The sequence below is a fragment of the Streptomyces sp. NPDC090025 genome, from assembly GCF_044748125.1.
Classification (GTDB): Bacteria; Actinomycetota; Actinomycetes; order Streptomycetales; family Streptomycetaceae; genus Streptomyces.
Genome location: NZ_JBIVFL010000010.1, coordinates 86,205 through 110,485 on the forward strand (window position 1 = coordinate 86,205; position 24,281 = coordinate 110,485).

The 24,281-nt window shown below is 70.7% G+C and carries 23 protein-coding genes and 1 tRNA gene; 15 read left to right on the top strand and 9 right to left on the bottom strand.

Features of this window, described 5'->3' with window-relative positions; translation table 11 throughout:
- Positions 1 to 72 precede the first annotated feature (72 nt).
- The 3 genes from ACIPXM_RS22620 (at position 73) to ACIPXM_RS22630 (ending at position 2,078) form a co-directional block, all read left to right on the top strand.
- Complete coding sequence (locus ACIPXM_RS22620) at positions 73 to 729, top strand: DUF998 domain-containing protein (protein ID WP_401658104.1); 657 nt, start codon at positions 73 to 75, stop codon at positions 727 to 729.
- Between the two features lie 117 nt (positions 730 to 846).
- Positions 847 to 1,635 carry a class I SAM-dependent methyltransferase gene (locus tag ACIPXM_RS22625; RefSeq protein ID WP_401658106.1) on the top strand — a complete coding sequence of 263 codons (789 nt, stop codon included), beginning with the start codon at positions 847 to 849 and terminating at the stop codon, positions 1,633 to 1,635.
- 221 nt (positions 1,636 to 1,856) lie between these two features.
- Positions 1,857 to 2,078 (top strand): DUF6243 family protein, encoded by a 222-nt coding sequence (locus ACIPXM_RS22630; RefSeq protein ID WP_401658108.1) that lies wholly within the window; start codon positions 1,857 to 1,859, stop codon positions 2,076 to 2,078.
- Positions 2,079 to 2,249: 171 nt separating this feature from the next.
- Here ACIPXM_RS22630 and ACIPXM_RS22635 read toward each other — a convergent pair whose 3' ends face one another.
- Positions 2,250 to 2,471, bottom strand: coding sequence for a hypothetical protein (locus ACIPXM_RS22635; protein ID WP_401658110.1), 222 nt, complete (start codon positions 2,469 to 2,471; stop codon positions 2,250 to 2,252).
- A gap of 287 nt (positions 2,472 to 2,758) precedes the next feature.
- Between ACIPXM_RS22635 and ACIPXM_RS22640 the strand changes: the two genes are divergently transcribed.
- Complete coding sequence (locus ACIPXM_RS22640; protein ID WP_401658112.1) at positions 2,759 to 3,208, top strand: helix-turn-helix domain-containing protein; 450 nt, start codon at positions 2,759 to 2,761, stop codon at positions 3,206 to 3,208.
- Between the two features lie 425 nt (positions 3,209 to 3,633).
- Here the strand turns inward: ACIPXM_RS22640 and ACIPXM_RS22645 are convergent.
- Positions 3,634 to 3,704: transfer RNA gene (locus ACIPXM_RS22645), tRNA-Gly, on the bottom strand.
- Between the two features lie 417 nt (positions 3,705 to 4,121).
- Here ACIPXM_RS22645 and dcd point away from each other — a divergent pair.
- Positions 4,122 to 4,697, top strand: coding sequence for a dCTP deaminase (gene dcd, locus ACIPXM_RS22650; protein ID WP_365229171.1), 576 nt, complete (start codon positions 4,122 to 4,124; stop codon positions 4,695 to 4,697).
- Positions 4,698 to 4,710: 13 nt separating this feature from the next.
- Positions 4,711 to 5,208 (top strand): phosphoribosyltransferase, encoded by a 498-nt coding sequence (locus ACIPXM_RS22655; RefSeq protein WP_401658114.1) that lies wholly within the window; start codon positions 4,711 to 4,713, stop codon positions 5,206 to 5,208.
- Between the two features lie 82 nt (positions 5,209 to 5,290).
- Here ACIPXM_RS22655 and ACIPXM_RS22660 read toward each other — a convergent pair whose 3' ends face one another.
- Positions 5,291 to 6,217 carry a Yip1 family protein gene (locus ACIPXM_RS22660; RefSeq protein ID WP_401658116.1) on the bottom strand — a complete coding sequence of 309 codons (927 nt, stop codon included), beginning with the start codon at positions 6,215 to 6,217 and terminating at the stop codon, positions 5,291 to 5,293.
- Positions 6,218 to 6,434: 217 nt separating this feature from the next.
- Between ACIPXM_RS22660 and ACIPXM_RS22665 the strand changes: the two genes are divergently transcribed.
- Positions 6,435 to 7,469 (top strand): hypothetical protein, encoded by a 1,035-nt coding sequence (locus tag ACIPXM_RS22665; RefSeq protein ID WP_401658118.1) that lies wholly within the window; start codon positions 6,435 to 6,437, stop codon positions 7,467 to 7,469.
- Positions 7,470 to 7,592: 123 nt separating this feature from the next.
- On the opposite strand, the gene ACIPXM_RS22670 is transcribed toward ACIPXM_RS22665, so the two are convergent.
- Entirely contained in the window at positions 7,593 to 9,857 is a 2,265-nt protein-coding gene (locus ACIPXM_RS22670; protein WP_401658120.1) for a (Fe-S)-binding protein, read from the bottom strand.
- Positions 9,858 to 9,976: 119 nt separating this feature from the next.
- Positions 9,977 to 10,495 carry a sugar transferase gene (locus ACIPXM_RS22675; RefSeq protein WP_401658122.1) on the bottom strand — a complete coding sequence of 173 codons (519 nt, stop codon included), beginning with the start codon at positions 10,493 to 10,495 and terminating at the stop codon, positions 9,977 to 9,979.
- 285 nt (positions 10,496 to 10,780) lie between these two features.
- Here ACIPXM_RS22675 and dnaK point away from each other — a divergent pair, with 285 nt between their 5' ends.
- From dnaK to ACIPXM_RS22695, 4 genes are read left to right on the top strand one after another with little or no spacing between them, the layout of a single operon-like run.
- Positions 10,781 to 12,628 (top strand): molecular chaperone DnaK, encoded by a 1,848-nt coding sequence (gene dnaK / locus ACIPXM_RS22680; RefSeq protein WP_401658124.1) that lies wholly within the window; start codon positions 10,781 to 10,783, stop codon positions 12,626 to 12,628.
- Positions 12,628 to 13,269 (top strand): nucleotide exchange factor GrpE, encoded by a 642-nt coding sequence (gene grpE, locus ACIPXM_RS22685; protein WP_401658126.1) that lies wholly within the window; start codon positions 12,628 to 12,630, stop codon positions 13,267 to 13,269. The genes dnaK and grpE overlap by 1 nt, the downstream gene beginning before the upstream one ends.
- Before the next feature lie 30 nt (positions 13,270 to 13,299).
- Positions 13,300 to 14,502 carry a molecular chaperone DnaJ gene (gene dnaJ / locus ACIPXM_RS22690; RefSeq protein ID WP_401658128.1) on the top strand — a complete coding sequence of 401 codons (1,203 nt, stop codon included), beginning with the start codon at positions 13,300 to 13,302 and terminating at the stop codon, positions 14,500 to 14,502.
- A 4-nt stretch (positions 14,503 to 14,506) separates the two neighbouring features.
- Positions 14,507 to 14,956, top strand: a complete 450-nt coding sequence (locus ACIPXM_RS22695) for a heat shock protein transcriptional repressor HspR (RefSeq protein WP_401658130.1) — start codon at positions 14,507 to 14,509, stop codon at positions 14,954 to 14,956.
- 102 nt (positions 14,957 to 15,058) lie between these two features.
- On the opposite strand, the gene ACIPXM_RS22700 is transcribed toward ACIPXM_RS22695, so the two are convergent.
- Positions 15,059 to 16,042, bottom strand: coding sequence for a helix-turn-helix transcriptional regulator (locus ACIPXM_RS22700; RefSeq protein ID WP_401658132.1), 984 nt, complete (start codon positions 16,040 to 16,042; stop codon positions 15,059 to 15,061).
- Positions 16,043 to 16,170: 128 nt separating this feature from the next.
- Between ACIPXM_RS22700 and ACIPXM_RS22705 the strand changes: the two genes are divergently transcribed.
- Complete coding sequence (locus tag ACIPXM_RS22705) at positions 16,171 to 16,443, top strand: hypothetical protein (RefSeq protein ID WP_401658134.1); 273 nt, start codon at positions 16,171 to 16,173, stop codon at positions 16,441 to 16,443.
- Positions 16,440 to 16,775, top strand: a complete 336-nt coding sequence (locus ACIPXM_RS22710; RefSeq protein ID WP_401658136.1) for a (2Fe-2S)-binding protein — start codon at positions 16,440 to 16,442, stop codon at positions 16,773 to 16,775. Before ACIPXM_RS22705 ends, ACIPXM_RS22710 begins: the two co-directional genes overlap by 4 nt.
- Positions 16,776 to 17,120: 345 nt before the next feature.
- Here the strand turns inward: ACIPXM_RS22710 and ACIPXM_RS22715 are convergent, their stop codons facing one another.
- Positions 17,121 to 17,534, bottom strand: coding sequence for a pyridoxamine 5'-phosphate oxidase family protein (locus tag ACIPXM_RS22715; protein WP_401658138.1), 414 nt, complete (start codon positions 17,532 to 17,534; stop codon positions 17,121 to 17,123).
- 153 nt (positions 17,535 to 17,687) lie between these two features.
- On the opposite strand from ACIPXM_RS22715, the gene clpB reads away from it, so the two are divergent.
- Complete coding sequence (gene clpB / locus ACIPXM_RS22720; RefSeq protein WP_401658140.1) at positions 17,688 to 20,273, top strand: ATP-dependent chaperone ClpB; 2,586 nt, start codon at positions 17,688 to 17,690, stop codon at positions 20,271 to 20,273.
- A gap of 194 nt (positions 20,274 to 20,467) precedes the next feature.
- Positions 20,468 to 21,001 (top strand): YbjN domain-containing protein, encoded by a 534-nt coding sequence (locus ACIPXM_RS22725; protein ID WP_401658494.1) that lies wholly within the window; start codon positions 20,468 to 20,470, stop codon positions 20,999 to 21,001.
- A gap of 40 nt (positions 21,002 to 21,041) precedes the next feature.
- On the opposite strand, the gene ACIPXM_RS22730 is transcribed toward ACIPXM_RS22725, so the two are convergent.
- The gene (locus ACIPXM_RS22730; RefSeq protein WP_401658142.1) at positions 21,042 to 22,226 is read right to left on the bottom strand and encodes a glycosyltransferase family 39 protein; all 1,185 of its coding nucleotides are present in this window, start codon (positions 22,224 to 22,226) and stop codon (positions 21,042 to 21,044) included.
- Positions 22,227 to 22,315: 89 nt separating this feature from the next.
- Positions 22,316 to 24,085: a C40 family peptidase gene (locus tag ACIPXM_RS22735; protein ID WP_401658144.1), complete on the bottom strand. Its 1,770-nt coding sequence runs from the start codon at positions 24,083 to 24,085 to the stop codon at positions 22,316 to 22,318.
- Between the last annotated feature and the right edge of the window lie 196 nt (positions 24,086 to 24,281).

Below are 24,281 nucleotides of genomic sequence, written 5' to 3' on the forward strand. Positions count from 1 at the left end.
CTACCTCCATGACAACGACGCGCACGTGACAGCACCGCGCGAGCCCCGTGCCGACGCCCCGAGGAGACCGTCATGACCGCCACGCTCAGCACCCCCCGCCTCGCCACCGCGCCCCGTACCGCTCCCCGCCGGGCGCTGGTCGCGGGGACGGTCGCGGGCCCCCTGTTCCTGGCGACCGGACTGGTCCAGGGCCTCAGCCGGGAGGGCTTCGGCTTCGGCCGGAACGCGATCAGCCAGCTCGCACTCGGCGACCTCGGCTGGATCCAGACGATCAGCTTCCTGGTCACCGGGGCCCTGCTGCTCGCCGGCGCGGCCGGACTGCGCCGGGTGCTGCGCGGTGAGCGCGGCGGAACCTGGGCCCCGGCCCTGGTCGGGGTGTTCGGCGCCTCGTTCTGGGCGGCGGCGGCGTTCGACGCCGACGCCGGAGCGGGCTTCCCGGTGGGCGCCCCGGACGCGGCCACGATGACCGGGCACGGCGCCGCCCACATGGCCGCCGGGATGATCGGCTACCTGTCGCTCTGCGTCGCCCTGCTGCTCCTGGCCCGCCCGCTGGCCGCCCGGGGCGACCGGGCGTTCGCCCGGGCCACCCGGATCGCGCCGGTCTTCGTGCTCGCGGGCTTCATGGCCTCGGCCGCGTCGGTCATGGCCTTCACGGCGGGCGCGGCGCTGGGCCTGCTGTGGCTGTCGGCGGTGCTGTACCGGCTGAACCGCCCGGGTGCGGCCGTCTGAGGGCTGGTCCGTGGGGGTTCTCCGGCGGGGCGCGTCACGCGCCCCGCCGGAGCCGTGTCCGGCGGACGATGGCGTTCGGACGCGGTGCGGTGCGACGGTGGAGACGAGGTGCGGGCCATGTGGGCGAGCGGGGCGGCGTACGAACCGTACGTGGGCCGGTGGAGCCGACTGGTGGCCGACCGGTTCGTCCGGTGGCTGGCCGTCGGACCCGGTGGCGGCTGGCGGGACGTCGGCTGCGGTACGGGGGCGGTGACCCGGGCCGTCCTGGCCGCCGCCCAACCGGTGGCCGTCGTCGGTGTCGACCGGTCACCGGAGTATGTGGCCCACGCCCGGGCCCGGGTCGACGATCCGCGGGCCCGGTTCGTCGTGGGGGACGCGACGGAACTGCCGTTCCCGGACCGTACGGCCACGGCGGCGGTCAGCGGACTGGTCCTCAACTTCGTCCCCGACCCGGCCCGCGCCGCCGCCGAACTGACCCGGACCGTCGTCCCCGGCGGCCGGGTCGGGGTGTATCTGTGGGACTACGGCGACGGCGGCATGGAGGCGATCCGCGCCTTCTGGGACGCGGCGATCGAACTCGACCCGCAGGCGGCGGCCCTTGACGAGGCCGTACGGTTCCCGCTGTGCGCCCGGGGCCCGCTGGGCGAGCTGCTGCGGGGCGCGGGTCTCGTGGACGTCGAGGTCACCGGCATCCGGGTGCCGACCCGCTTCGCGGACTTCGACGACTTCTGGACCCCCTTCCTCGGCGCCCAGGGCCCGGCCCCCGCCTACCTGGCCACCCTCCCGCCCCCGCACCGCACCGCCCTCCGCGACCGCCTCCGCACCACCCTGCGCCGCGCCCCGGACGGCACGATCCGCCTGCACGCGCGCGCGTGGGCGGCACGGGGGACGAGACCGGGGCGCTGAGCCGTCCCGGCTCCCTTCGCTTCGTGGCGCGAGGGCGGTGCGAGGCCGACGCAAAGCCTGGTGTGTGGGGGCGGGCGGACCGGGTAACGTCGTTGTCATGTTCTTCCAGGCGCTGATTCACGGGTGAGAGCGTGACGGGCCCTCGCCGACGTCCCTCGTCGGCCCGCCCGTCCCCCACCGTGAACCCGTAGACCACTTCACCTCACCACCCGGGAGAACCCGTGACCGACAGCAAGAACATCAACAACCCCGTGGGCCAGGGCGGCGGCCAGCGCAAGCGGCAGTCCCGCGCCGAGCGGCAGAACAACGGCCCGCACCGCAACCTCGACCGCCAGAACGCCGCCGACCGGAAGGCGGAGCTGGTGCGCAAGATGAAGGAGAAGGCCCTCGGTGCGAACGCGGCCGAGGCCGGGCAGACGGACGGCGACACCGCCCGGAGCTGATCCACCGCAGGCGCGGGGCGCCGCTGGACAACGATGAAGGCCCAGGTCTCTGACCTGGGCCTTCGTCGACGAGCGGATGACGGGAATCGAACCCGCGCCATGAGCGTCGTGTACCTGGACTGGAAAGGGCTGTCTGGCTCCGGTATGCCGCGACCTGGCACGGCGGCGGCCCTACAACTTGCTCATCTTGGCGTACGGGCTCAGGATCCGCTCTTGCGTCGAGCCGAAATCCACGACCGCCGCGATCCCGCTCTCGATGGCGATGACCCGGCCGAGCCCGTACACGTCGTGCGTGACCTGGTCGCCAACGGCGAACTGCTGGGGAGGCCGCGTGACGGGGGCCTTGAAGGGGCTGGTGGGCAAATGGCGCTTCGGTGCACTGGGCTTCGTCATTGCAGCCAGTATGCGCCCGCGCGTGTCTGTTCGTCGCGGCTGTCCACCTCCGCGATGCGAGGGAGCTGAGACAGGTCTGGACATCGACGAAGGCCCAGGTCTCTGACCTGGGCCTTCGTCGATGAGCGGATGACGGGAATCGAACCCGCGCTATAAACGGCGTCGGCCAGACGACCCCGCCGACGGTCTTCGGGGGCACGACTTGTTCACGGTTGCCTACCCCAGCTTGCCGCGGTTACAGTTATTTCAGATGACTGCTTTGCTGGGTCCGTGAATGGGAGGTCGACATGGCTCGAACGAGCGTTCTAGCCCGTGCTGAGAAGGTCGAGCCGAACCCCTCGCATCAGGGCGCGCTCGCCGCGACCGCCCGGATGGCGCCGGAGCAGGTCGAGGTAGTGGTCCGCACCCCTGACGGAGTCGAGCTGGCGTTGCCGGCGGAACTGGTCCGGGTTCTTCTCGCTTCAGCCGGCGAGCTGGCCCGGGGGCATGCAGTCACGGTGCTGGCGTCCGAGGTGCAGCTGTCGCCCGCTGAGGCTGCTGAGCTTCTGGGCTTGTCTCGGCCGTTCGTCGCGCGCCTGCTTGATGCCGGTGATATCCCTTCGATGAATCTGCCCGACAGTAGTCACCGAGTGGTGCGTCTCGCGGACGTGCTGGCGTTCCAGCAGCGGCGCGAGCGTCGCAGGGAGGGGCGTCGCCAGATCGCTGATGTGCTTGACGATGCCGGGCTGCCGTACTGATCTCGATGGCGCGGTAAGTGTCGAAGGGGAGGAAGGGCGAACGTGGCGGCACGGGCCTTCGTGGACACCAACGTCCTGTTTCCGTTCTCGGTGATGGACGTCATGCTGGCCCTTACAGAGGATTCCATCCACGAGATCGTGTGGTCCGAACGACTTCTGGCGGAGTGGGAACGGGTCATCGTCCGGGAGGGAAGGCGTTCTGCTGACTCGGCTGCCGCTGTTACTCGCGCCATCCGACGGTTCTTCTCCGACTGCGAGATCCCGGCAGCGGCCTATGCGCACCTTGTGGACGAGCCCGCCTTGCGAAGGCGGGTGTGCCACGCTTCGCCGACCTCTTGGCCGGGCATCTCGGGTAGCGCGCGGCTTCCGAATCGGTGTAGACAACGACGAAGCCCCAGGTCGCTGACCTGGGGCTTCGTCCGAAGAGCGGATGACGGGAATCGAACCCGCGCTATAAGCTTGGGAAGCTCATGTTCTACCATTAAACTACATCCGCAAACGCCGCTGAAGATCGACGCGGCATCGTTGCACACTGTACCCCATCCCGCATCCGCGCCGAAGCGCGAGACGGCGGAGTGCCCCCGGAGTGCCCTCCACGAGGTGGGGGGAGTGAGCGTCTAGTGTGGCTGTCTCGTCCACCAGTTGTGTCGGGGAAGGGACTTGATGGCTTCGATGGAGCGCACCGTCGTCCGTTGTGCCGAGGGGCACGTGTTCAGTACCGCTTCGTTTCCGCTCGCGCGGCTCGGGGCCGGGCGGATCGGGCCCGGGCGGTTGATCCGGTGTCCGCGGTGTGCGCGGCTGAGGCACGCCGTGCCCGTGGAGCCCGTGCAGCAGCGCTGACGTGCGGATGACTTCCGGGGCGCGGGGTCTGCCCGATTGGGGCAGCTCCGTGCCCTCTGCGTATCGTGGGACCGTGCTTCTCTCAGACAAGGACATCCGGGCCGAGATCGACGCCGGACGGGTCCGTATCGATCCGTACGACGAATCCATGGTGCAGCCCTCGAGCATCGACGTGAGGCTTGACCGCTTCTTCCGGGTGTTCGAGAACCACCGCTACCCCCACATCGACCCCGCCGTCGAGCAGCTCGACCTCACGCGCGAGGTCGAGCCCGAGGGCGACGAGGCGTTCATCCTGCATCCGGGCGAGTTCGTGCTCGCGTCGACCTACGAGGTCATCTCGCTGCCCGACGACATCGCGTCCCGCCTGGAGGGCAAGTCCAGCCTCGGGCGGCTCGGGCTCGTCACCCACTCCACCGCCGGGTTCATCGACCCCGGGTTCTCCGGGCACGTCACCCTGGAGCTGTCGAACCTCGCCACCCTGCCGATCAAGCTCTGGCCGGGGATGAAGATCGGCCAGCTGTGCATGTTCCGGCTGAGCTCGCCCGCCGAGTTCCCGTACGGGAGCGAGCGCTACGGCTCCCGGTACCAGGGCCAGCGGGGGCCGACCGCCTCCCGCTCGTACATGAACTTCCATCGGACCCAGGTGTGAGGCGGTAGCCGGAATGACTGAAGTACGCGAGAACCTGACGTACGAGGGCTTCGGGCACGCCGTCCGCGAGCTCGCCCAGACCATCGCCGACGACGGCTACGAGCCCGACATCGTGCTCTCCATCGCCCGCGGCGGCGTCTTCGTCGCAGGCGGTCTGGCCTACGCCCTGGACTGCAAGAACATCCACCTCGTGAACGTGGAGTTCTACACCGGCGTCGGCACCACCCTGGAGATGCCGGTCATGCTGGCGCCGGTCCCGGACGCCATCGACTTCAGCGACAAGAAGGTGCTCATCACCGACGACGTCGCCGACACCGGCAAGACCCTCAAGCTGGTCCACGACTTCTGCGTCGACCACGTCGCCGAGGTGCGCTCCGCCGTCATCTACGAGAAGTCCCACTCCCTCGTGAAGTGCGAGTACGTGTGGAAGAAGACCGACGAGTGGATCAACTTCCCCTGGTCGGTCGAGCCGCCCGTCGTCCGCCGCGAGGGTCAGGTTCTCGACGCGTGACCCAGGACGAAGAGCAATAGGACGTACGAGGAAGGGCCCCGCCGGTACCCGAGGCGGGGCCCTTCCTCGTACCGGCTCCGTCCTACAGCGTGCCCAGCTTGATCAGGCTCAGCAGCGCCACCAGCTGGATCGCCGACGCCCCCAGCGCCTTCGGCCACGGCAGGTCGTGCGAGCGGCTCACCATCATCGTGAGCAGTGCGCCCGCCGCCAGCCAGGTCAGCCAGCCGACCACCTGGACCAGGCCGTTCTCGCCGCCCAGGAACAGGGCGAAGATCAGCCGGGGCGCGTCCGTGATCGACATGATCAGCATCGACAGGCCCACCGTCGGCTGCCAGCTGCCGTCGCCGCCCAGCTGGCGGGCGAGCGTGTGGGTCACCACGCCGAGCACCAGGCCGCCGATGACGAAGCCGACGCCGGTGAGCAGCACGTACGGGATCGCCGTCGACAGGGTCGCGTTGATCGCGTCCTCGCGCGCCTGGTCGAAGCCGAACAGCGCGAGCAGCCCGTACAGGAAGGTCACGACCAGCGCCGGGCCCCACACCGCGTGGTCCCGCATCCGCAGGAAGGTGTCCGCGGGGCGCAGGACGATGCCGCTGAGCAGGGCCTTCCAGGGCAGCCGCGGGCCGACCGGGGCCGGGGCCGTGCCCGCCTGGTACGTGGCGCCCGCGCCGTACGGGTCGTCGTGGACGCTGAACACCTGGGTGTGGCCCGGGTTGTTGTCCGCGTAGTGCTGTTGCGGGTGCTGCTGCTGCGGCGCGTACGGGTCGCCGAAGTACTCCGGCTCGCCGTGCGGCGACCGGCCGCCGCCCTGCTGCTGCGGTGCCCACTGCTGCTGCCCGGGCGCCTGGCGCGGGTACTGCTGCCCGGGCCCCTGTTGCGGGTAACCGGGCGGGGGCGCGTCGTACCCGTACGGCGCCTGCTGCTGCGGGTGCTGCGGTTGCCGCGGGTGCTGCGGTTGCTGTTGCGGGGGGCCACCGGCCCGGCCGCGTCCGTTCCTGAATCCAGCCACGTCAAGAACGTACCCGCTCCCGCTGTGGACGGCTGCCCCGGCCGCGTTGTGCGGCAGAGCTGTGACATCCCCTAGGGGATGCTCATGGGATTCCTTATGGGGTTACGCAGCCGCGCCCCAGCCTTGTGGCGTCCGTTACATATCCGACGGAATATGCACACATCGGGCTCCTACCTTGGATTTGTCGCCGAACAAGCCAGGCAAAAGGAACTTTCCCATGCGAATCACCCGCCGGACCCTCCGTACCGCCGCTGTCGCCACCAGCACCCTCGCCGTCCTCTCCCTCCCGGCCACCGCCGCCTTCGCCGCCGACGGCGCCGCGACCGGCGACCAGACCCAGGGCCAGGGCCAGGGCCAGGACCAGGGCCAGACCCAGGAGGAAGGAAAGCAGGACCAGGGGCAGGACCAGGGGCAGGACCAGACCCGGAAGGACGAGGACCAGGGTCAGGACCACCAGGACCCGCAGGTCCTGCCGCCCGTCGAGCGGGTCTTCGTCACGTCCGTGAAGCTCGTCGACGGCTCCGTCGCCAAGGTCTACAAGACCGGCGACAGCGCCTACGCCGCCGAGATCTGGGCCGGCGGCAGCCTGCTCGACACCCTCACCACCACCGGCAAGCCCGCCTACGGCCAGAACAACGGGATGCACGTGGTCCTGAACCCGGACGGCTCGGTCCGCTCCTGGATGGACAAGACCCCGGACACCAAGCCCACCCCGAAGCCCAAGCCCAAGCCGACCACCAAGCCGAAGCCGGCCGGTCACCAGGCGCACGCCAAGATCACCATGCCGGACGGGCGGATCGCCAAGTTCTACCAGGGCAAGAACGGCCCGAGCGTCGAGTTCTTCATGCCGAACGGCAACTACCTCGGCAAGATCGACCTCAAGAACCTCTCCACCGTCAACGACGGCTGGACCTACAAGATCGTCCCGCAGGGCAAGGGCGTCTACCGCTTCGTCGTCATCGACACCCCGAAGCAGGGCGGCAACAGCTGGGTCTACGACTTCAACGGCAAGCTCCTGAAGACCTACAAGGCCGAGAAGACCGTCCACGGCAAGGAAGGCACCAAGAGCAAGGTCGTCGTGCCCCGCGGCACCGTCCCCAAGGGCGCCGTGAAGGCCGGTGCCGAGGGCGTCGCCGACGTCTCCGGCGGGCACGACGAGGCCGCCCTGATCGGCGTCGGCGGCGGCATGGCCGCGCTCGGTGCCGCCGGTCTCGGCTTCGCGCTCTACCACCGCCGCTCCGAGCAGGGCTGAGCCGCCGAAGCAGCGGACCCCGACCCGGACGGAGTACGGGATACGGGATACGGGATACGGGAAAGGGCCGCCCCCGCGTGAATCGCGGGAGCGGCCCTTCCGTGTGCCGTCGGTCAGCGGGAGTTACGCGGCGGGCTCCGGCTCCGGCTCCGTCGCGGGCTCCTCCGGCTCGGGCTCGGCCGGGGTCTTCACCGAGTCGAGCAGCAGCTGGGCGACGTCCACCACCTGCAGGCTCTCCTTCGCCTTGCCGTCGTTCTTCTTGCCGTTCACCGAGTCGGTGAGCATGACCAGGCAGAACGGGCAGGCCGTCGACACGATGTCCGGGTTGAGGGACAGCGCCTCGTCGACGCGCTCGGTGTTGATGCGCTTGCCGATCCGCTCCTCCATCCACATCCGCGCGCCACCGGCGCCGCAGCAGAAGCCGCGCTCCTTGTGGCGGTGCATCTCCTGCTGGCGCAGGCCCGGGACGGCCGACATGATCTCGCGCGGCGGCGTGTAGACCTTGTTGTGGCGGCCCAGGTAGCAGGGGTCGTGGTAGGTGATCAGGCCCTCGACCGGGGTGACCGGGATCAGCCGGCCCTCGTCGATGAGGTGCTGGAGCAGCTGGGTGTGGTGGATGACCTGGTAGTCGCCGCCGAGCTGCGGGTACTCGTTGGCGATGGTGTTGAAGCAGTGCGGGCAGGTCGAGACGATCTTCTTCGCCGACTTCGGCTTCTTCGTCGACTCGTCCTCGTCGTCCTCGCCGAACGCCATGTTCAGCATGGCCACGTTCTCCTGGCCGAGCTGCTGGAACAGCGGCTCGTTGCCCAGGCGGCGCGGGGAGTCACCGGTGCACTTCTCGTCGCCGCCCATGATCGCGAACTTGACGCCCGCGATGTGCAGCAGCTCGGCGAAGGCCCGGGTGGTCTTCTTGGCGCGGTCCTCCAGGGCGCCGGCGCAGCCGACCCAGTAGAGGTAGTCGACCTCGCTGAGGTCCTCGATGTCCTTGCCGACGATCGGGACCTCGAAGTCGACCTCCTTGGTCCACTCGACGCGCGCCTTCTTGGCCAGACCCCAGGGGTTGCCCTTCTTCTCCAGGTTCCTGAGCATCGTGCCCGCCTCGGACGGGAACGCGGACTCGATCATCACCTGGTAGCGGCGCATGTCGACGATGTGGTCGATGTGCTCGATGTCGACCGGGCACTGCTCGACGCAGGCGCCGCAGGTGGTGCAGGACCACAGCACGTCCGGGTCGATGACGCCGTTCTCCTCGGCGGTGCCGATGAGCGGGCGCTCGGCCTCCGCGAGGGCCGCGGCCGGGACGTCGGCGAGCTGCTCGGGGGTGGCCTTCTCCTCGCCCTCCATGGTCTTGCCGCCGCCCGCGAGCAGGTACGGCGCCTTCGCGTGCGCGTGGTCGCGCAGCGACATGATCAGGAGCTTGGGGGAGAGCGGCTTGCCGGTGTTCCAGGCGGGGCACTGCGACTGGCAGCGGCCGCACTCGGTGCAGGTGGAGAAGTCGAGGATGCCCTTCCAGGAGAACTGCTCGACCTGGGAGACGCCGTAGACGTCGTCCTCGCCCGGGTCCTCGAAGTCGATCGGCTCGCCGCCGGAGGTCATCGGCTGGAGCGCGCCGAGCGCGGTGCCGCCGGTCGCGTTCCGCTTGAACCAGATGTTCGGGAAGGCGAGGAAGCGGTGCCAGGCGACGCCCATGTTGGTGTTGAGCGACACCACGATCATCCAGATGAACGAGGTGCTGATCTTCACCATGGCGGTGAGGTAGATCAGGTTCTGCAGGACGCCGGTGCTCAGCCCCTTGAAGGCGAGGACCAGCGGGTACGAGGCGAAGTACGCGGCCTCGTAGTGCTCGACGTGGTGGATCGCGCCCTCAAGACCGCGCAGCACGTAGATCGCGAGGCCGATGGTGAGGATGACGTACTCGACGAAGTACGCCTGGCCCGCCTTGGAGCCGGCGAAGCGGGACTTGCGTCCGGCCCGGCCGGGCAGGCTGAGCAGCCGGATCGCCATCAGGACGAGGATGCCGAGGATCGTCATCACGCCGATGAACTCGATGTACAGCTCGAACGGCAGGAAGCCGCCGATCACCGGGAGCGTCCAGTCGGCCTTGAAGAGCTGGCCGAACGCCTGCGCCAGGGTGGGCGGCAGGGTCAGGAAGCCGACCGCGACGAACCAGTGGGCGACGCCGACGATGCCCCAGCGGTTCATCCGGGTGTGGCCGAGGAACTCCCGGACCAGCGTGACGCTGCGCTGGTAGGGGTTGTCGGTCCGGGTGCCGGCCGGGACGGGCTGACCCAGCTTGAAGTACCGGACGAACTGACCGATGGCGCGGGCGAGCAGGGCGACGCCGACCACGGTCAGGGTCAGCGACACGATGATCGCGACGAGTTGCATGACGGGCTCCTCGGGCGGGCCCCGCAGCGGGCCTACTAAGCGGTAACTTATTGAGTCCGTGCCGAGATTACCCGTTCGCGGCGTCGCACTGTAGCGGAGCTCACGGTGATCTGTGTCGCTCAGGCAACCCTTGCCGCGGGTACCGGCGTCCGCGCGGCCGCGCGACGTTTACGGACTGCTGGCAGCGTACGCGCCAGAATCACCAGGTCCATGCCGAGCCAGTGGTGGTCCACGTAGTGGAGGTCCAGCAGCTCGCGCTCCTCCCACGGCAGGTCCGACCGCCCGCTGATCTGCCACAGGCCGGTGATCCCGGGCCGTACGGTGCTCCGGCGCCGCCCGTCCCCGGCCGCCTCCCGGTGTCCCGGCGCCAGCGGGCACGGCCCGACCAGGGACATCTCGCCGCGCACCACGTGCAGCAGCAGCGGCAGCGAGGCCAGCGGGCCGCGGGTGCGGAAGGTCAGCATCGTGAAGACGCGCTCGCCCCGGCCGGCCACCGGGCGGCGGCGCAGCGGGCCCGCCGGGCTGCTGGTGCCGAGGGTGACGGAGAGCGCGACGGCCGCGATCAGCGGGGCGAGCAGGGTGAGCAGCAGGACCCCGCCCGCGAGGTCGACCCCGCGCTTCACGGCCGCGCCCCTCATCCGCGTACGCCCCTCATCCGCGTACCCGTCGTCCGTGAACGCCCGTCATGCGCGAACACCCTCCGGAGAGAATCATGGGATTTGTCCGGACTCTCTCATGGGTGCGTGCCCGGTTCGGGGAGCGACGCGCGCCCGGAGGCTCGTTCCAGCGGGCTCCGGGGGCGTCTTTGAGCCGCCTGAACATCGGAGAGTTGAGTCGAGCCCACTCAGGTCTGTTGACTCTCGTCCCGGGCTGGTGCATCCTTGAGTCAGTTCCACTCAAGTCAGTCAGCTGGAGGAATCGAAATGGCACGTGCGGTCGGCATCGACCTGGGCACGACTAACTCCGTCGTCAGCGTTCTCGAAGGCGGCGAGCCCACCGTCATCACCAACGCCGAGGGCGCCAGGACCACGCCGTCCGTCGTCGCCTTCGCCAAGAACGGCGAGGTGCTCGTCGGCGAGGTCGCCAAGCGTCAGGCGGTCACCAACGTCGACCGGACCATCCGGTCCGTGAAGCGTCACATGGGCACGGACTGGAAGATCGAGCTCGACGGGAAGACCTTCAACCCGCAGCAGATGTCCGCGTTCATCCTGCAGAAGCTGAAGCGCGACGCCGAGGCGTACCTGGGCGAGAAGGTGACCGACGCGGTCATCACCGTCCCCGCGTACTTCAACGACTCGGAGCGCCAGGCCACCAAGGAGGCCGGTGAGATCGCGGGCCTCAACGTCCTGCGCATCGTCAACGAGCCGACCGCCGCGGCCCTCGCGTACGGCCTCGACAAGGACGAGCAGATCATCCTCGTCTTCGACCTCGGTGGCGGCACCTTCGACGTGTCCCTCCTGGAGATCGGCGACGGCGTCGTCGAGGTGAAGGCCACCAACGGTGACAACCACCTCGGTGGTGACGACTGGGACCAGCGTGTCGTCGACTACCTGGTGAAGCAGTTCGCCAACGGTCACGGCGTGGACCTGTCCAAGGACAAGATGGCCCTCCAGCGCCTCCGCGAGGCCGCCGAGAAGGCCAAGATCGAGCTCTCCTCCTCCACCGAGACCACGATCAACCTGCCCTACATCACGGCTTCCGCCGAGGGCCCGCTGCACCTGGACGAGAAGCTCACCCGCGCCCAGTTCCAGCAGCTCACCGCGGACCTGCTGGACCGCTGCAAGACGCCGTTCCACAACGTGATCAAGGACGCCGGCATCTCGCTCAGCGAGATCGACCACGTCGTCCTGGTCGGTGGCTCCACCCGGATGCCCGCCGTCGCCGAGCTCGTCAAGGAGCTGACCGGCGGCAAGGAGGCCAACAAGGGTGTGAACCCGGACGAGGTCGTCGCCATCGGCGCCTCGCTCCAGGCCGGTGTCCTCAAGGGCGAGGTCAAGGACGTCCTGCTGCTCGACGTCACCCCGCTGTCCCTCGGCATCGAGACCAAGGGCGGCATCATGACCAAGCTGATCGAGCGCAACACGACCATCCCGACCAAGCGCTCCGAGATCTTCACGACGGCCGAGGACAACCAGCCGTCCGTGCAGATCCAGGTCTACCAGGGCGAGCGCGAGATCGCGGCGTACAACAAGAAGCTCGGCATGTTCGAGCTGACCGGCCTTCCGCCGGCCCCGCGCGGCGTCCCGCAGATCGAGGTCTCCTTCGACATCGACGCCAACGGCATCATGCACGTGACCGCGAAGGACCTGGGCACGGGCAAGGAGCAGAAGATGACCGTCACCGGCGGCTCCTCGCTGCCGAAGGACGAGGTCAACCGGATGCGTGAGGAGGCCGAGCAGTACGCGGAGGAGGACCACCGCCGCCGCGAGGCCGCCGAGACCCGCAACCAGGGCGAGCAGCTCGTCTACCAGACCGAGAAGTTCCTCAAGGACAACGAGGACAAGGTCCCGGGTGACGTGAAGACCGAGGTCGAGGCGTCCCTCACCGAGCTGAAGGAGAAGCTCAAGGGCGAGGACACCGCCGAGATCCGCACCGCCACCGAGAAGGTCGCGGCCGTCTCGCAGAAGCTCGGCCAGGCGCTCTACGCCGACGCCCAGGCCGGTCAGGCCGCGGGCGGCGACGCCGGTGCCGGTCAGGCCCAGGCCGCCGACGACGACGTCGTCGACGCCGAGATCGTCGACGACGAGAAGCCGAAGGGTGGCGCTGTCTGATGTCGGAGGAGACCCCGGGCTTCGAGGAGAAGCCCGACGTCCCCGCCGACGGCACGCCCGAGGAGACCGAGGCCGCCGACTCCGCCGCTGCGGCGGAGGACGCGGCCCCGGCCGGGGACGCCACGGACGTGGCACTCCTGGCGCAGCTGGACCAGGCCCGTACGGCGCTCGGCGAGCGCACCGGTGACCTCCAGCGGCTGCAGGCGGAGTACCAGAACTACCGTCGCCGGGTGGAGCGGGACCGGATCACGGTCAAGGAGATCGCCGTCGCGAACCTCCTGACCGAGCTCCTGCCCGTGCTCGACGACATCGGCCGGGCCCGGGAGCACGGCGAGCTCCTCGGCGGCTTCAAGTCGGTCGCCGAGTCGCTGGAGACCACCGTCGCCAAGATGGGTCTGCAGCAGTTCGGCAAGGAGGGCGAGCCCTTCGACCCGACGATCCACGAGGCCCTGATGCACAGCTACGCGCCGGACGTCACCGAGACGACCTGCGTGGCGATCCTGCAGCCGGGGTACCGGATCGGCGAGCGTACGGTCCGCCCCGCGCGGGTGGCCGTCGCCGAGCCCCAGCCGGGCGCGGCTCCGGCCGCGAAGGAAGACAAGCAGGCCGACGAGGAGAACGGTGGCCCCGACGAGGGGTGACGCCGTGATCGTCCGAGAGGAGGGACGTCGATGAGCACGAAGGACTTCGTCGAGAAGGACTACTACAAGGTCCTCGGCGTCCCCAAGGACGCCACCGACGCCGAGATCAAGAAGGCGTACCGGAAGCTCGCCCGCGAGAACCACCCGGACGCCAACAAGGGCGACACCAAGGCGGAAGAGCGCTTCAAGGCGATCTCCGAGGCGAACGACGTCCTCGGCGACCCGAAGAAGCGCAAGGAGTACGACGAGGCCCGCGCCCTGTTCGGGAACGGTGCCCTCTTTAATCAGGGGGGCCGGGCCGGCGGTCCCGGCGGTGCGGGCGGGTCGTTCAACTTCGACCTGGGCGACCTCTTCGGGGGCGCCCAGGGCCAGGGCGGCGCCGGGGCCGGCGGCTTCGGCGGCGGCCTCGGGGACGTCTTCGGCGGCCTGTTCAACCGGGGCGGCGGGGGCGGCACCACCCGCACCCAGCCGCGCCGCGGCCAGGACATCGAGTCCGAGGTGACGCTCAGCTTCACCGAGGCCATCGAGGGCGCCACGGTGCCGCTGCGGATGTCCAGCCAGCAGCCCTGCAAGGCGTGTTCGGGCACCGGCGACAAGAACGGCACCCCCCGGGTGTGCCCGACCTGCGTCGGCACCGGGCAGGTCTCGCGCGGCAGCGGCGGCGGCTTCTCGCTGACCGACCCCTGCGTCGACTGCAAGGGCCGCGGCCTGATCGCCGAGACCCCCTGCGACGTCTGCAAGGGCAGCGGCCGGGCCAAGTCCTCGCGCACCATGCAGGTCCGCATCCCGGCGGGCGTCTCCGACGGGCAGCGGATCCGGCTGCGCGGCAAGGGCGCGCCCGGTGAGCGCGGCGGGCCGAACGGCGATCTGTACGTCGTCGTGCACGTCGACGCCCACCCGGTGTTCGGCCGCAAGGACGACAACCTCACCGTCACGGTGCCCGTCACGTTCGACGAGGCGGCGCTCGGCGGCGAGATCAAGGTGCCGACGCTCGGCGGCCCGGCGGTGACGCTGAAGCTGCCCGCCGGCACCCCCAACGGGCGCACCATGCGCGCCCGCGGGAAGGGCGCGGTCCGCAAGGACGGCACCCGCGGCGACCTGCTCATCACGGTGGAGGTCGCGGTTCCCGCGGAGCTGGGCGACAAGGCGCGCGAGGCTCTGGAGACGTTCCGCGAGGCGACCGCGGGCGAGGACCCCAGGGCAGAGCTGTTCCAGGCCGCGAAGGGAGCTTGAGGACATGGATGGGCGCCGCCGCAACCCGTACGAACTGACCGACGAGAGCCCGGTGTACGTCATCTCGGTGGCGGCACAGCTGTCGGGTCTGCATCCGCAGACGCTGCGTCAGTACGACCGGCTCGGTCTGGTCTCGCCGGACCGCACGGCCGGCCGCGGCCGCCGCTACTCGGCCCGGGACATCGAGCTGCTCCGTCAGGTGCAGCAGCTGTCCCAGGACGAGGGCATCAACCTGGCCGGGATCAAGCGCATCATCGAGCTGGAGAACCAGGTCGCCGCGCTTCAGGCGCGGGTGGCCGAGCTGTCCAGCGCGGTCGAGGGCGCGGCGGCCGCGATGCGGCAGCGCGAGGCCCAGGTGCACGCCTCGTACCGGCGCGATCTGGTGCCGTACACGGATGTGCAGCAGGCCAGCGCGCTGGTGGTCTGGCGGCCCGGCCACAAGCGCGGCGAGTAGCGCCCGTCCGCCCTTCGCTCCTTCGGTTTCCCCTTCCGTACGTCGTGAGGCCCCCTCCACAGCTGTGGAGGGGGCCTCACGACATGCCGCGGGCAGGGGTGTTCAGTCGTCGCGTTCGAGGATCCCGGACTGGGCGATGAGATAGCCGAGCTGGGCGCGGCTGCCGCTGCCGAGGGAGGCGGCGAGCTTGGCGATGTGCGCCCGGCAGGTGCGGACGTTCATGCCGAGCCTGCGGGCGATGGCCTCGTCCACATGGCCCTCGACGAGGAGTTTGGCGATGGAGCGCTGCACGCCGCCGATGCCCTCGACGGACGGGGTGTACGGCACTTCCTCGTGCCACGGCACGCCGTACAGCCAGAACTGCTCGAAGACGCCGACGAGATACTGCACCAGGCCCTCGTGGCGCAGTTCGAGGGCGACCCGGCGGTCGCTGCGGGCGGGCACGAACGCCACCTTGCGGTCGACCACGATGAGCCGGTCGATGATCTCCTCGAGGGTGCGCACCTCCAGGCCGTACGGGCTGATCCGCTCGACGTACCCCATGGTCGCGGAGTGGTGCCGGGCGGTGTGCTGGTAGAGCGTGCGCATCCGGATGCCGCGTTCGAGCAGCGGCTCGACCCGGCGCAGTCCGGCCTGCACCACCTCGGGCTTGCGGCCGCTGCCGGGCTGGATGGTGAGCAGTTCCTCGGTGCACTCGTTGATGACCCGGTCGAGCGTGGCGTTGATCAGGCTGAGCCCTTCGAGCACCGTGATGGCCTGCGTCGCGGAGGGGTCCGGCACGTTGATGGTCATGAACGGCTCGAACGTGTCGGCGAGGGCGATGGCGTGCTGCCGGCGCTGCTGGATCTCCTGCTCGATGGGGTGGATCAGCTTGTTGAGCGCGATCGACGGGGACACCGGACGCAGCCACTGGCTGTCGTCCGGATCGGCGTGCAGCAAGGACAGTTCGATCAGGCAGGGGACGGGTTCCGCGTCGGCTCGGGCGATCCGGCCGGCCCGGAGCGCCTCGGCATAGAGGCGTTTTCCGGCTTCACACAGCTCACCAGGGCCATGCCCGTCGAGACTTTCACCCCGTTGTGTCTCCATTTGCACCCCCCTCAGGGTCCTGAATTACAGGAACATGATGCCTGGCACCGCTGGTGGAAGGGTTCGGAGTGAGTCATCGTCTTATTCGCGGGGGAGGAGGTAGTGATCAAAAGAGGTGGAGATCGGCCATGACCAGGAAGATTCGCGCACTCGGCGCCATAGCGTTTGCTGCAGCGGCTGCCCTCGGTGCCTTCGCCGCCCACGGCGAGCCCACATGGGACACGCCGCCCGCCAACGCCGTGGTCGCGGCGCCGGGTGAGCCCACGTGGGACCTGCCCGCGCAGCGCAGTGAGCCCACCTGGGACCTGCCCGCGCGGGGCGGCGAGCCCACCTGGGACTTCGTCGCGAAGCGGGTGACCGAGCCGACGTGGGACACCGCGCCGGCGGACACGGGCGCATGACCGTCCCGCCGGACGACCGGTCCTTCCGACGGGAGATGGCCTCGGCCTACCGCTCCGGGTGGCACTTCATCGATCTCGTCACGGCCATCCCCCACCGTGGCGACTCGTTGATGGTGACCCTGTTCGGGGAGCCGATCGTGGTCGCCCGTGAGCAGGACGAGGACGTCCGCGCCTACCGCTGTCTGCGCCGTCCCCGCGGCGCGCCGCAGCCCGTCCGCTGTGCCATCAGGTACGGCATGATCTTCGTCAATCTCGATCAGCGCGACCACCAGCTGGTGGAGTCGCCGCTGGTCGACACCGGAACCATCACCGCCACCCCCCGCAGTGCCTGAACGATTCCCCCGTCGTTGTAGATCGTTCAGGTGCTTCCCCCACACAGCGGCGCCATCGCGGACCTGAAACGCGATGGCGCCGCTGTGCGTGCCGGGACTTTTCCCTGTGCCGGGACTTTTTCGGCTGATTAGCGCCCCTCCGGAGCGCCCCGCCGGGGGCGCCGCCCCCGGCGGCCGCCCTAGGGGGGTGTCCGGCGGATCATGGCCGGGGCCGGGACGCCTGGCACGGCACCTCGCCGCGTTGCCGAACCGCCCCGATAGCTCCGCTATCGAGACGCTCCGGCGCCTTGCGATGCACCGCACCAGACGCCCCGGCCTGCCCGACCCTGATCCGCCGGACACCCCCTACGCGCGGCCCATCGCGCGGGTCAGCGCGATCTCGATGACCACCCGGTCCGGGTTGGGCGCGGGCGTCCGCCCGTACCGCGCCGCGTAGCGGTCCACCGCGTCCGCGACCGTCTCCGCCTCGGTGCGGATCCGCGCCACGCCCTCCAGGGTGGCCCAGCGCCCCTTGTCGACCTGGCAGACCGCGACCCGTGCGCCGTCCGGGCCCGCCGCCAGGACGTTGGCGACCTTGCGGCTGTGCTTGTTGGTGATGACCCGGGCGATGCCCTTCGTGCCGCCCTCGGGGTCGTAGGTGACGCCGACCGCCACCACGTGCGGGGTGCCGTCCGGGCGCGGGGTGGTCAGCGTGCACATGTGGTACTCGCGCCAGAAGCTGAGATACGAGTCGCCGGGCTTGCTCGGGTCGATGGCCATGCCCCGGAAACTACCGCCGGAACGTATCCCTTCGGTACCTTGAGCGGAATAGACTCAACTTTGTGTACGTTGGACGAGTCAGAGAAGAGCTGTCGACCCCGACATCCCTGATCTCCGCACCCTGACATCCGACCCCCGGAGGAGACCCCGCACGTGGACGCCGAACTGACCAACAGGAGCCGGGACGCGCTGAACGCGGCGAGCAGCCGCGCCGTGTCCCAGGGGCACGCCGATCTGACCCCCGCGCATCTTCTGCTCGCGCTGTTGACCGGTCAGGACAACGAGAACCTCGTCGACCTGCTCGTCGCCGTCGGCGCCGACCAGGCCGTCGTACGGGCCGGGGCCGAGCGGCTGCTCGGCGAGCTGCCCAGCGTCACCGGGTCCACGGTCGCGCCCCCGCAGCCCAACCGCGAGCTGCTCGCGGTCATCGCCGACGCCGCCGACCGGGCCAAGCAGCTCGGCGACGAGTTCCTCTCCACCGAGCACCTGCTCCTCGGCATCGCCGCCAAGGGCGGCCAGACCGGCAAGCTGCTCGACCAGCAGGGCGCCACCGCGGCCCGGCTCCAGGACGCCTTCGTGAAGGCGCGCGGCAGCCGCCGGGTGACCACGCCCGACCCGGAGGGCTCGTACAAGGCCCTGGAGAAGTTCGGCACCGACTTCACCGCCGCCGCCCGCGAGGGCAAGCTCGACCCGGTGATCGGCCGCGACCAGGAGATCCGCCGGGTCGTCCAGGTGCTGTCCCGCCGCACCAAGAACAACCCGGTGCTGATCGGCGAGCCCGGCGTCGGCAAGACCGCCGTCGTCGAGGGCCTGGCCCAGCGGATCGTGAAGGGCGACGTCCCCGAGTCGCTGCGCGACAAGCGGCTCGTCTCGCTCGACCTCGGCGCGATGGTCGCGGGCGCCAAGTACCGCGGCGAGTTCGAGGAGCGCCTGAAGACCGTCCTGTCCGAGATCAAGGAGAGCGACGGCCAGGTCATCACCTTCATCGACGAGCTGCACACCGTCGTCGGCGCGGGCGCCGGCGGCGACTCGGCGATGGACGCGGGCAACATGCTGAAGCCGATGCTGGCCCGCGGCGAGCTGCGGATGGTCGGCGCCACCACCCTCGACGAGTACCGCGAGCGGATCGAGAAGGACCCCGCCCTGGAGCGCCGCTTCCAGCAGGTCCTGGTCGCCGAGCCGAGCGTCGAGGACACCGTCGCGATCCTGCGCGGCCTCAAGGGCCGGTACGAGGCCCACCACAAGGTCCAGATCGCCGACTCGGCCCTGGTCGCCGCCGCCACCCTGTCCGACCGGTACATCACCTCCCGCTTCCTGCCCGACAAGGCCATCGACCTGGTCGACGAGGCCGCGTCCCGGCTCCGGATGGAGATCGACTCCTCCCCGGTCGAGATCGACGAGCTGCAGCGCTCCGTCGACCGGCTGCGGATGGAGGAGCTCGCGCTGTCCAAGGAGACCGACGAGCCCAGCCGCCGGCGCCTGGAGAAGCTGCGCCGCGACCTCGCCGACCGCGAGGAGGAGCTGCGCGGCCTCACCGCCCGCTGGGAGAAGGAGAAGCAGTCCCTCAACCGGGTCGGCGAGCTGAAGGAACAGCTCGACGGGCTGCGCGGGCGGGCCGAGCGGGCCCAGCGCGACGGCGACTTCGACACCGCCTCCAAGCTGCTCTACGGGGAGATCCCGACCCTGGAGCGGGAGCTGGCCGAGGCCACCGAGGAGGAGCGCGAGGCCGCCAAGGACACCATGGTCAAGGAGGAGGTCGGCCCGGACGACATCGCCGACGTGGTGGGCGCCTGGACCGGTATCCCGGCGGGCCGCCTCCTGGAGGGCGAGACGCAGAAGCTGCTGCGCATGGAGGACGAGCTGGGCCGCCGGCTGATCGGCCAGAGCGAGGCCGTGCGGGCCGTCTCGGACGCGGTGCGCCGCACCCGGGCCGGGATCGCCGACCCCGACCGGCCGACCGGGTCCTTCCTGTTCCTCGGCCCGACCGGCGTCGGCAAGACCGAGCTGGCGAAGGCGCTCGCCGACTTCCTCTTCGACGACGAGCGGGCCATGGTCCGCATCGACATGTCGGAGTACTCCGAGAAGCACTCGGTGGCCCGGCTGGTCGGCGCGCCCCCCGGCTACGTCGGCTACGAGGAGGGCGGCCAGCTCACCGAGGCCGTCCGGCGCCGCCCGTACAGCGTGGTGCTGCTCGACGAGGTGGAGAAGGCGCACCCCGAGGTCTTCGACATCCTGCTCCAGGTCCTCGACGACGGACGGCTCACCGACGGCCAGGGCCGCACGGTCGACTTCCGCAACACGATCCTGATCCTCACCTCCAACCTGGGCAGCCAGTACCTGGTGGAGCCGCTGACCAGCGCCGAGGAGAAGCGCCGCCAGGTGCTCGACGTGGTGCGGGCCAGCTTCAAGCCGGAGTTCCTGAACCGGCTGGACGAGATCGTGGTCTTCGCCGCCCTGGAGCAGGCGGAGCTGGCCCGGATCGCCCGGCTGCAGATCGACCGGCTGGCCCGCAGGCTCGCCGACCGCCGGCTCACCCTGGACGTCACGCCGGAGGCGCTGGCCTGGCTCGCGGAGGAGGGCAACGACCCGGCGTACGGTGCCCGGCCGCTGCGCCGCCTGATCCAGACGGCCATCGGCGACCGGCTGGCCAGGGAGATCCTGTCCGGCGAGGTCAGGGACGGCGACACGGTCCGGGTGGACCGCTTCGAGGACGGCCTGATCGTGGGCCGCGCCGAATAGCGGGGCCGGTACGGGCACCCCGCCGCGGGCGGAGATTCCGCGAGTCCGTCGGGATTCCTTCGGGATTCTCTCGGGATTCCTTCGCGATTCTTTCCGCCCGCAGCGGATACCGGCCGGTCGCACCGGGTGGGGGTTGCCACGGACCGGCCGCCATGGGGGAGGATGGCGTGCATCCGTACGAAGGGAAGAACCCGGTGAGCATCGACCCGTCCTCGATTCCGAATTTCGGGGCCCAGCCCCAGCCGCAGGCCGGTGGACCGGCGGGCCCCGTCGTTCCCGACCAGGACCTGGTGAAGCAGCTTCTCGACCAGATGGAGCTGAAGTACGTCACCGACGACGAGGGTGACCTCGCGGCGCCGTGGGAGGAATTCCGCACGTACTTCATGTTCCGTGGGGAGGGCGAGCAGGAGGTCTTCTCGGTCCGCACGTTCTACGACCGTCCGCACGCCGCGGACGACCGCGCCCGCGTCCTCGACGCGATCGACGACTGGAACCGCCGCACCCTGTGGCCGAAGGTCTACACCCACCTGCACGAGGACGAGGACGGCGCCGCCACCCTCCGTCTCATCGGCGAGGCCCAGATGCTGATCGGCACCGGTGTGTCGCTGGAGCACTTCGTGTCCTCGACGGTCAGCTGGGTCCGCGCCTCCATCGAGTTCGACAAGTGGATCGTCGAGACGTTCGGTCTCGAGTCCCCGGAGGACAAGGAGTCCGGCGACTCGGAGTAGTCACCGGACCCACGCCGTCCCTGCCGGTCCCCGCCGTCCCTCACAGGGCCATGCGGGCGAGCGTCAGCGCGTACGGCGCGTAGGCGAAGGAGAGCCCGGCCAGGCCCGCGATCACCACGATCGCGGCGCCCGGCCGGGCTCTCGTCATGGCGCGGGCGAGCGGCAGCAGCAGCGGGAACGCGGGCAGCAGGAAGCGCGGTTTGGACTCGAAGAAGCCGGAGCCGCCGACCGTGATGAGGACGAGCACCGCCGTGTAGACGAGTACGGGAAGCGGCGGCCGTTCCCCGTACGCGAGCAGCGCGAACAGCAGCACCCCGGCCGCCGTGATCAGCAGCGCCATCGTGAAGCCGAACTGGGTCGGCCCCCGCAGCATCTCCCGGACGAACCGCAGCGCGCCACGGCCGAAGTCGAAGCGCGAGGTCCAGCCGTCCTGCACGGCGAAGTAGCCGCCCAGCAGATCGCCGCGCCGGGCGCCGACCCACAGCAGGTACGACAGCCAGCCGACCGGTGCGAGCGCCCCGCCCGCCCAGATCCGCCAGGGCACCCGGCCGCGCCGCCGCCACAGCTCCAGGGCGACGGCCGCGAGCACGGCGGCGGCGATGGCGACGCCGTTCGGCCGGGACAGACCGGCGAGCGCGGCGAGGGCGCCCGCCCACAGCCAGCGGCGGGTGAGCAGCGCGTACAGCGCCCAGGCCGCGAAGGCGGTCATCAGCGGTTCGGTGTACGCCATGGTCAGCACGATCGAGTGGGGCAGCAGGCCCCACAGGAGCACCGTGAGCACGGCGACCGGGCGCCCGCACAGCCGCTCGGCGACCAGGAAGATCCCCCAGGCGGCGACCGCCGCCGCCGTCCAGGACAGCAGCAGCCCGGCGGTGCCGCCGCTGACCGGCAGGACGGTGGTGACCGCCCGGACGAGCCCCGGGTAGAGCGGGAAGAACGCCAGGTCCGACTGGACCACGCCGTGGCCCCAGGTCAGCGTGTGCCCGTAGCCGTGCGCGGCGATCCGGGTGTACCAGTCGGAGTCCCAGGACTTGGCGAGCAGCGCCCGCGGGGAGCGCCCGATGTGCCAGGCCCACAGGGCGAGCACCAGTATTCCGGTGAGCCGGGCGGCGGCGAAGAGGCCGAGCGCCGGAGCGGCCCGGTGCAGCGAGGCCCGCCAGCGGGGCACCCGCCGGACGGGGGCGGCGGTGGCGGACGCCGGGCGTTGCAGAGTCTCGGCGGACAAGGGGCACCTCCGTGCGCGCGGGAAAACCGGTCATGACCCGACAAGTCGGTTTACCTGACCGGGCCCGCGGCACGGCGGGGGCGCGCCCGTCAGAACCGGCGGATCACCCGCAGCTTCTCGGTGTACAGCTCACCGGGGTTGCCGTTGAGCACCGACCGGCCGCCGACGTCGCCGATCGTCGGACCGTTCGGCGTCCTGCGGCTGGAGGCGAACCGCTGGTTGCCGTACTGGTCGTACCCCAGGTAGATGCCGGTGTGGTCGGCGACCTCGTCGGTGCCGGTGGCGTCGAAGAACACCACGTCGCCGATCCGCATCGCGGCGAGCGACGGGGCCTGGGCGGACTCCTGCGCGACGACCACGCCGGGGCCGTACGCCGACTGGAACTTGGAGGTGCGCGGCAGGTTCACGCCGTCGTGCCCGGAGTCGAGCATCGGGATGCCCATCCGGTGGCCGTACACCATCCGCACGAAGCCCGAGCAGTCCATGCAGCCCTTGAACTTCTCCTCCGCGGGCACGGTCACCCCGGTGACCGGGAAGGTCCACGGCACGCCCAGGTACTCGTGGAAGTCCGCGCCGACGTACCGCAGCCCGGCCGCGTCCACCTTGCTGTACCCGGCGGCGCCGAGCACCTGCTGGTCCGGCTGGGCGGGATCGGTGACCTTGGGCGCGTGGGCGCGGAACATCGCGGTGTACGCGAGGGCGTCCGGCGTGGTGTCGGCGGCCCAGGCGCGGATCCGCTGCTCCATCGCCGCCGTCCAGGCGCCGTCGAAGGGCGCGGGCAGCACCCGCACCCAGGTGTCGTGGTGCACGACCGGCGGGTCCACCCACAGCGCCGAGTCGACGGCGAAGTCGTAGACCCGGCCCTGCAGGGCCGCCGTGCCGCCGTTCGACAGGAGCCCGCGCACGCCGACCGCGCCCTTGCGGAACACCCGCTCCGGGTCCGGCTCCAGGTCGTACAGGCTGTGGTGCCAGGTGTCCTCGGGCTCGGCGACGCCGTGCTTCCAGGTCCTGGCCCGCAGCAGGTCGCCGCGCTTCTCGACGCGCACCCACCAGTGGTCGAACGGGGCGAACGTCCCGGGCAGCGTGATCGGCGCGCCGAGCACGGTCAGTTCGTCCACGCACTCCTTCTCCAGGGAGAACGAGAGCTGGCCCGCCGGGCTGAGCGTCAGCCGGGCCCGGTAGTGGTTGCTGACGTTCTCGGCGCCGAACACGAGGGCGAGCGCGACGGGCGCGCCGGCCGGCAGCTTGTCGAAGGAGAACCGGGCCCGGACGGAGACGTCGCCGATCTCCTCGTCGGGCAGCAGGGAGTAGCGGGACTTCCCGGCGTTGCCGGGGCCGAAGGCGATGTACGCGCGGCCGTCCTCAAGGCCGTACTCGCTGGTGGCGCCGTTGTGGTGGGACCAGGTGCCGCCGCCGGGCGAGGAGCCCCAGCCGCTCGGGACGGTCCGCGCGAAGCCGTCGGCGAACGGCTTCTTCTGCTCGCTGAACCAGCGCTTCGGCCCGCGCAGGGTCACCGTGCGCGCCCCGGTGGTGAGGGTGGCGAGCACCCCGGCCTGGTCGGACACCTGGAGGAGCCCGCCCGCGAGGGTGCGGGTGGTCAGCGCGCCCGCCGGGTGCGGGGCGAAGTGCCAGGCGTCGGTCGGGTCGACGGCCATCGGCAGCCGCCCGTCGGGCCCGGCGGCGAAGGCGCGCACGGGCCCGGCCGGGGGCGCGGTGTCGGTCGGCCCCACCATGCCGACGGCGGGCACAGCGGCGGCGGCGGGCGTCGCCGCGACGACGGGCAGCGCCCCGGCGGCGGCCACCCCGGCCAAGGTGCCGAGCATGGCTCTGCGGCTCGGCCGGAACTCTCCTGCGGACATGCGGATCCCCCCTGGGAGTACGGGCGCCGGATGTTCGAACGCCGGTGCAGGACCCTAGCGGGGGCCCTGGTCAGGGCGCTGACCAGGGTCTGGGCTGGGGGAGTGGGGGCGCGGGAGGCTCGTCAGGTCAGGCGCTTGAGGCGGTCCACCGCCTCCGCGAGGACGTCCGTCCGCTTGCAGAAGGGCAAGGTGTGCG

Excerpts from the sequence above, each read along its gene's own strand:
- ACIPXM_RS22710 (WP_401658136.1), top strand. The coding sequence starts at position 16,440 with ATGACCGTCCCGCCGGACGACCGGTCCTTCCGACGGGAGATGGCCTCG.
- ACIPXM_RS22705 (WP_401658134.1), top strand. The coding sequence starts at position 16,171 with ATGACCAGGAAGATTCGCGCACTCGGCGCCATAGCGTTTGCTGCAGCG.
- ACIPXM_RS22670 (WP_401658120.1), bottom strand. The coding sequence starts at position 9,857 with ATGCAACTCGTCGCGATCATCGTGTCGCTGACCCTGACCGTGGTCGGC.
- ACIPXM_RS22655 (WP_401658114.1), top strand. The coding sequence starts at position 4,711 with ATGACTGAAGTACGCGAGAACCTGACGTACGAGGGCTTCGGGCACGCC.
- ACIPXM_RS22620 (WP_401658104.1), top strand. The coding sequence starts at position 73 with ATGACCGCCACGCTCAGCACCCCCCGCCTCGCCACCGCGCCCCGTACC.
- ACIPXM_RS22665 (WP_401658118.1), top strand. The coding sequence starts at position 6,435 with ATGCGAATCACCCGCCGGACCCTCCGTACCGCCGCTGTCGCCACCAGC.
- ACIPXM_RS22715 (WP_401658138.1), bottom strand. The coding sequence starts at position 17,534 with ATGGCCATCGACCCGAGCAAGCCCGGCGACTCGTATCTCAGCTTCTGG.
- grpE (WP_401658126.1), top strand. The coding sequence starts at position 12,628 with ATGTCGGAGGAGACCCCGGGCTTCGAGGAGAAGCCCGACGTCCCCGCC.
- ACIPXM_RS22640 (WP_401658112.1), top strand. The coding sequence starts at position 2,759 with ATGGCTCGAACGAGCGTTCTAGCCCGTGCTGAGAAGGTCGAGCCGAAC.
- dnaK (WP_401658124.1), top strand. The coding sequence starts at position 10,781 with ATGGCACGTGCGGTCGGCATCGACCTGGGCACGACTAACTCCGTCGTC.
- ACIPXM_RS22695 (WP_401658130.1), top strand. The coding sequence starts at position 14,507 with ATGGATGGGCGCCGCCGCAACCCGTACGAACTGACCGACGAGAGCCCG.
- ACIPXM_RS22735 (WP_401658144.1), bottom strand. The coding sequence starts at position 24,085 with ATGTCCGCAGGAGAGTTCCGGCCGAGCCGCAGAGCCATGCTCGGCACC.
- ACIPXM_RS22635 (WP_401658110.1), bottom strand. The coding sequence starts at position 2,471 with ATGACGAAGCCCAGTGCACCGAAGCGCCATTTGCCCACCAGCCCCTTC.
- ACIPXM_RS22675 (WP_401658122.1), bottom strand. The coding sequence starts at position 10,495 with ATGAGGGGCGCGGCCGTGAAGCGCGGGGTCGACCTCGCGGGCGGGGTC.
- ACIPXM_RS22625 (WP_401658106.1), top strand. The coding sequence starts at position 847 with ATGTGGGCGAGCGGGGCGGCGTACGAACCGTACGTGGGCCGGTGGAGC.
- dnaJ (WP_401658128.1), top strand. The coding sequence starts at position 13,300 with ATGAGCACGAAGGACTTCGTCGAGAAGGACTACTACAAGGTCCTCGGC.
- ACIPXM_RS22700 (WP_401658132.1), bottom strand. The coding sequence starts at position 16,042 with ATGGAGACACAACGGGGTGAAAGTCTCGACGGGCATGGCCCTGGTGAG.